Raw genomic sequence first — 7,031 nt, 5'->3', positions numbered from 1 at the left:
CACAGCGAGGGATAGTCGCCGCGATGCTCTTGCACCATCCGCACGGCTCGTTCACGGACTTCAGGGGAAAACTTGTTTGTCTTGTTCATGGCTTCATCTTCTCAGGAGTTGAAGCCTCCGCGAAACCCGGGGCGGTTCAGTGCAGAACCTGCGGCGCATGGCGAAGCTATTGCCTCAGGGCCCACCGCATACGGGATAGGTGCGCCCACTCGCTGCACAAGCCCTCGAATTAACCCTCAAACCCGGGCAAAAGAGCCCATCGAAACACCTGAAGGTCACTCAATGCCGCGATAACCGCTCAGGCGGCAACTGCTGAACAGGTCGTTACTCGCGTTGAACCGAGTTTTTCAACAGAATCGGCCATTAGCGGACCTACATTGGGGCTGGGAGGTGAGCTTTATAGCTAATTATAGAGTGATTATAGAATCCTCTTTGGCCTGAACTCTATCGCTTGCTCGATTGAAATCTCACCCGCTACAAAATCAGCTCCCCCTTTGAGATTAGACACTCTATTTGATCCAAATCAACGAAGTGCTGTTATCGTCAAAAGGAGCGCTCATGCCTCGAGGCAATCTGCTATAGTCGCCCTATAGCCCCGCTTGGTGAATTGCTGTGCGTCGGATTGGATTGATCCTGGTAATGATTGCTAGCCTCGTGCTGCCGACCTTCGGCGGTATGGCTTTCAGCATGCCGGCACAACCTTGCCCGATGCAGAGCGCCGATCATCAGGGCCATGCAACGGCCGATGCTCCGTGCTGCGAGCAAATGGACACGTCTGATGGGGTGGCCAATAAGTCTCCCTGCAAATCCGGCCAGGAATGCAAGACCGGAGGACTTCTCCAGACCACCGTGATCAAGAGCATATCCCCTCTCCCCTCACGCCCCGAGATATTGCTGACCCAGTCGGTGATTAAGCGAGAGCCCGCAGGACTCTGGCGCCCTCCTCGTTTCGTCTAATGCCGTGATCATCCCGCGCCTTACAGTCAGGCGCATCGTCGCGACCACGTTTCGTAGCTGCGACCTCGATCAATCGCATTGGAGGCGAAAGCATGTCCGCTTTCCTTTTTCCACGCCGTGGCTATCTCGGCGTGTTGGCTGCCGCATTCTGGGCAGCTCCCTGGCTTGCCGCGCAGGCACAGCCCCTAACCTTCGAACGAGCCCAAGCTCTGGCCGAACAGAGTGCCCCTGAGAACCTCGCGCGCCAGGCGCAGGTGGCATCGGCACAGCAGGCTGTAGGGCCCGCAGACGCCTTGCCCGATCCCAAGCTGATTATAGGCATCGACAACCTGCCGATCGAAGGCCCTGACCGTTACACACTTAATCGTGACTCCATGACCATGCGCCGCATTGGACTCATGCAGGAGGTACCAAACGGCGACAAGCGTCTGGCCCGTCGCCAACTGGCCGAAGCCTCCATGACGCGGGCCGAGGCCGAGCAGCGTGCCATGCAGTTGGAAATCAAGCGCCAGACGGCAGTGAGCTGGCTGGACGTGTACTACGCCGAACGCAGTGTTGGCCTCTTCGATCAACTGGACCGTCAGATCGAGATGCTCCGCTCGACCGTGCAATCGCTGATTGCCGGCGGTAGTGCTCAGCCTGGCGAGCTGTTGCAGGCCGACCAGGAAGCTTTGGCGTTACAAGATCGGCGAGATGAACTGAATCGCGATGTGGCAGTAGCTCGTGCCAAGCTGCGCCGCTGGATAGGCAACGAGGCTGACCAGCCTTTGCAAGGAGGTGTTCCCAATCTGAACCTGGTGGCACCGCACCTGCAGCAACGCATTGCCTCACACCCTGAGTTGCGCGCTGCCTCCGCCCGAGTCGGCGAGGCTAGCGCCGAGCTGAACGAGGCCATCGCCGAGAAGACCCCCGACTGGGGTGTTGAGTTTGCCTACAACAATCGCGACAACCAGTTCGGCGATATGGTGATGGTGCAATTCACGTTCGACCTGCCGTTGTTCGTAGGCACACGTCAGGGGCCCAAGATCAACGCCAGACAACAAAGCGTGTCGCAGATGGAAGCCGAGCAGGAAGCATTACTGCGCGCCCATCAGGCTGAGCTGGAAGGCGGTATTGCCGAGCTTGAGCAACTGCGCAGGACCTTGTCACGCACCGAAAAAACCTTGATCCCGCTTGCAAGCAAACGTGCCGATCTCGAACTGGCCGCCTACCAAGCCGGTAACAGCCAGCTCACATCCGTTATTACTGCCCAGCGCGACCTGATTGAGGCGCAGCTGCGGCAGATTGAACAGCAGCGCAAGTTGAGCCAGCTATCCGCAAGCCTGTACTACGCCTATGTGGAGGGCCTGAAATGAAGATATCGACATTTGGTTTTGCGGTCGCCGTGCTGACCGTGGGCATTGGCGCGGCGGGCGGTGGCTACTGGCTGGCCCTGCGGCAAGCCAAACACGAGCTACTGCCTAGCTCCGCACCGACGGACGAGCGCAAGGTGCTCTATTGGTACGACCCTATGCAGCCTGAGCAGCGCTTCGATAAACCGGGCAAGTCACCTTTCATGGATATGGAACTTGTCCCTAAATACGCAGGATCCGAGCAGGATCCGTCTGTCCTGAGCATCCCCGCTCAAGCCGTGCAGAACCTCGGAATGCGAACCTCGATGGTGATCCGAGGTGTACTGCCCTCGGATATCGAGGCGGTGGGTTCCCTGGCCTATAACCAGCGAGAAGTGGCGAACCTCCAGGCCCGCGCCGGCGGATTCGTCGAGCGGGTTTACGGTCGCGCCCCGGGCGATGTGCTGCCTGCCGGAGCCCCCCTGGTCGACCTGCTGATTCCCGAATGGTCCGCCGCGCAGTTGGAGTTCCTGGCGGTACTGCGTACCGCTGACACTCGCTTGATAAGTGCGGCCCAAGAGCGCCTGCGCCTGCTTGGCATGCCTCAAACGTTGATCGAGCAGGTCCGCCGCAGCGGCAAACCACGGGCGGTGCAAACCCTCACCACACCTATCAGCGGCGAGCTCCAAGCCTTGCAGGTACGCGCCGGGATGACCGTCGAAGCCGGGCAGGATCTGGCGTTGATTAACGGGCTATCCAGTGTCTGGCTCGATGCGGCGATACCCGAGGCCATGGCCGGAAGTATCCAGGTCGGGGACGAGATCCGCGCCAACCTGACGGCCTTTCCTGATCGACCGCTGCTGGGCCGCGTCATAGCCTTGCTGCCGAGTGCCGATCCGCAAACGCGCACGCTCACGGTACGCAGCGAGCTACCCAACCCTGCCGGTAAGTTGCGCCCCGGCATGTTCGCCGCCGTACGCCTGAACAGTGCCGTCGAACAATCCACGCTTCTTGTGCCGAGTGAAGCCGTGATTCGCACCGGCAAGCGTGCATTGGTGATGCTGGCCGAAGGCGACGGACGCTACCGCCCCCAGGAAATCACCTTGGGCCGCGAGGCCGATGGGCGTCTGGAGGTGTTGTCCGGTCTTGAGGAAGGTCAGGCGGTCGTTACCTCCGGCCAGTTCCTCATCGATTCGGAAGCCAGCCTGCAGGGCATCCTGGCCGGCAATGCAGAACAGGACAGCACGGAGGGGCTGCATGTGTCTCACGGCGTTATTCGCGCACTGGACGGGAAACAAGTCACCCTGGAGCATGGCCCCTTCGAGAGCCTGAATATGCCAGGTATGACCATGGCTTTTCCTCTGGTCAGCTCCGAAGTAGCTGTGGGACTTAAGCCAGGAGATCACGTACGCATCGCCGCACGTCAGACAAACTCCGGCCTGCTGATCGAGCAGCTCCGCAAGGAAGGAGACCAGCCATGATCGCGCGCCTGATCCACTGGTCTATCGGCAACCGCTTCCTGGTACTGCTGGCCACCCTGTTCATCACCGCCCTGGGCATCTGGTCGCTGCGCAACACGCCGTTGGATGCACTGCCGGATCTGTCCGACACCCAGGTCATCATCCGCACAAGCTTCCCCGGGCAGGCACCGCAGATTGTCGAGAACCAGGTGACCTACCCGCTGGCCACCACCATGCTCTCGGTGCCGGGGGCGAAGACAGTGCGCGGCTACTCGTTCTTCGGCGACTCCTTCGTTTATGTGCTGTTCGAGGACGATACCGACCTCTACTGGGCACGCTCGCGGGTGCTGGAGTACCTCAACCAGGCGCAGGAACGCCTGCCCGAGGGTGTTACCACCACCCTTGGGCCGGATGCCACCGGCGTGGGCTGGATCTACCAGTACGCCTTGGTCGACCGCAGCGGCCAGCATGATCTTGCCCAGCTGCGGGCACTGCAGGACTGGTTCCTTAAGTACGAACTCAAGAGCCTGCCCAACGTAGCCGAAGTGGCCACCCTCGGCGGCATGGTCAAGCAATACCAAGTGCTGCTCGATCCCCAGAAGCTGGTGGCTTATGGGGTAACTCAGCAGGAGGTCGAAGCGGCGCTGAAGAGCGCCAATCAGGAAACCGGCGGCGCCATCCTGGAGCTAGCAGAGCGCGAGTACATGGTCCGGGCTTCAGGCTATCTAGAGAGCCTGGCGGATTTCCGCAATGTGCCGCTGCGGGCTTCGGCCAGCGGAGTTCCGGTGCTGCTGGGTCAGGTGGCCACCATTCAGTTGGGGCCAGAGATGCGTCGTGGCATTGCCGAGCTGGATGGCCAGGGTGAAGTTGTAGGTGGCGTGGTCATCTTGCGCTCCGGAAAGAATGCCCGCGATACCATCGCCGCGGTGAAGACCAAGCTGGACAGCCTGAAGGGCAGCTTGCCGGCCGGCGTCGAGGTGGTCACCACCTATGACCGTTCGCAATTGATCGACCGCGCCATCGATAACCTCAGCTACAAGCTGCTGGAAGAGTTCGCGGTGGTTGCCCTGGTTTGCCTGATCTTCCTCTGGCACCTGCGCTCGTCGCTGGTCGCGATCATCACCCTGCCCCTGGGCATCCTGATGGCCTTCATCGTCATGCGCTACCAGGGCGTTAATGCCAACATCATGTCGCTCGGCGGGATCGCAATCGCCATCGGCGCCATGGTCGATGCCGCCGTGGTGATGATCGAGAACGCGCACAAGCACATCGAGGCCTGGAAGGCTCGACACCCCGGTGAACCGCTTCAGGGCGAGGCGCACTGGCGGGTGATCGGCGAAGCTGCGGCCGAGGTCGGGCCGGCGCTGTTCTTCAGCCTTTTGATCATCACCCTGTCTTTCCTCCCGGTCTTCACCCTGGAGGCCCAGGAGGGTCGCCTGTTTGGCCCGCTGGCATTCACCAAGACCTATGCCATGGCTGCCGCTGCTGGCCTCTCGATCACCTTGGTACCGGTGCTGATGGGCTATTGGATTCGTGGGCATATCCCCAGCGAACAACAGAACCCCTTGAATCGTTGGCTGATCGGTGCATACCGGCCGGTGCTGGAGTGGGTGCTGGCTTGGCCTAAGGTGACCCTAGCGCTGGCCTTGCTAGTGTTTTTGTCCAGTCTCTGGCCCCTCAGCAGACTCGGAGGAGAGTTTCTACCGCCGATGGACGAGGGCGACCTGTTGTACATGCCATCAGCCCTGCCCGGCTTGCCGGCCAGCAAGGCCACCCAGCTGCTGCAGCAAACCAACCGGATGATCCTCACGGTGCCCGAAGTGGCACGGGTATTCGGCAAGGCCGGGCGAGCAGAGACCGCCACCGATCCAGCACCGCTGGAAATGTTCGAGACCACGGTGCAGTTCAAACCACGCGATCAATGGCGCGCGGGGATGACACCCGAAAAGCTGATCGAGGAACTGGATCGCGCGGTAAAAGTTCCGGGGCTGTCCAATATCTGGGTGCCGCCCATCCGCAACCGCATCGACATGCTGGCGACGGGGATCAAGAGCCCCATTGGGGTGAAAGTGTCCGGAACCTCCTTGGTCGACATCGAGCGCATAACGCGCGATATCGAGGCCGTGGCCAAAGAGGTGCCTGGGGTGAGTTCGGCCTTGGCAGAACGCCTTACTGGCGGCCGTTACGTGGACATCCAGATCGATCGACTGGCCGCGGCGCGCTATGGCCTGAGCATCGCCGATGTGCAGGCGGTGGTATCGGGCGCCATCGGCGGCAGCAATATTGGTGAGACGGTTGAAGGACTGGCCCGCTTCCCGATCAACCTGCGCTATCCCAAGGAGTGGCGAGACAGTCCGCAGGCACTACGGCGTATGCCGATCCTCACCCCAGCCGGCCAGCAGATCACCTTGGGCACCGTCGCCCAGGTTAGTCTGACCGAAGGGCCGCCGATGCTGCGCAGCGAGAACGGGCGTCTGTCCGGTTGGGTCTATGTCGATGTCCGTGGGCGCGACCTGGCATCGACCGTGCGCGAGTTGCAGCAACGCGTAGCTGAGCAGGTACAACTCGATGCTGGCATGACCGTCTCCTACTCCGGTCAGTTCGAGTTCCTGGAGCGCGCCAATGCACGGCTGGCCTGGGTGGTGCCGGCGACTCTGTTGATTATCTTCGTGCTGCTCTACCTGACTTTCAGCCGCTTCGGCGAGGCCCTGCTGATCATGGCCACCCTGCCCTTTGCCCTGTCGGGCGGCATCTGGCTGCTCTACTGGTTCGGCTTCAACCTGTCGGTGGCCACCGGCGTGGGCTTCATCGCCCTGGCCGGCGTCTCGGCCGAGTTCGGGGTGATCATGCTCTTGTATCTGAGGAACGCCTGGCATGCTCGGCTGGACTCTGGACGCAGCGGTGATCCGGCCCTGCTTGAGGCCATTCGTGAGGGCGCGGTGCTGCGCGTGAGGCCTAAGGTGATGACGGTGGCCGTGATCATCGCCGGCCTGCTGCCGATCCTCTGGGGCGGCGGTGCCGGTTCCGAAGTGATGAAGCGCATCGCCGCGCCCATGGTCGGCGGCATGATTACCGCGCCACTGATGTCCATGTTGGTTTTGCCGGCCGCGTACTGGCTGATGCGAAGGCAGCGTACACAGAAGGTTCGCGCACCGCAGGAGCTATAGCTTTACAAACCCGGGCAAGCCACGCGCCAAGCTGACTCGCCCGGGTAACGCGGCAGGAAGCATTACGGCGATGTAACTTTGACTTCATTTTTATGACAGGTTGAGCGGATATATTT

At 61.1% G+C, this 7,031-nt stretch carries 3 protein-coding genes; all 3 read left to right on the top strand.

The features are described 5' to 3' along the window. Nucleotides 1-1,049 precede the first annotated feature (1,049 nt). Genes AC13EY_RS02215 through AC13EY_RS02205 form a run of 3 tightly spaced genes read left to right on the top strand, consistent with a single transcriptional unit; the run spans nt 1,050 to nt 6,915 of the window. Nucleotides 1,050-2,312 (top strand): TolC family protein, encoded by a 1,263-nt coding sequence (locus AC13EY_RS02215; RefSeq protein ID WP_088277992.1) that lies wholly within the window; start codon nt 1,050-1,052, stop codon nt 2,310-2,312. Next, entirely contained in the window at nt 2,309-3,769 is a 1,461-nt protein-coding gene (locus AC13EY_RS02210) for an efflux RND transporter periplasmic adaptor subunit (RefSeq protein ID WP_228247587.1), read from the top strand. The genes AC13EY_RS02215 and AC13EY_RS02210 overlap by 4 nt, the downstream gene beginning before the upstream one ends. Further along, nucleotides 3,766-6,915 (top strand): efflux RND transporter permease subunit, encoded by a 3,150-nt coding sequence (locus AC13EY_RS02205; protein ID WP_228247586.1) that lies wholly within the window; start codon nt 3,766-3,768, stop codon nt 6,913-6,915. The genes AC13EY_RS02210 and AC13EY_RS02205 overlap by 4 nt, the downstream gene beginning before the upstream one ends. The last annotated feature ends 116 nt before the right edge of the window (nt 6,916-7,031 follow it).

It is taken from the genome of Halopseudomonas sp. L-58, from assembly GCF_056859475.1.
Note: the sequence above shows the minus strand (reverse complement) of the source record. Positions and strands in the feature narration are given on the sequence as shown.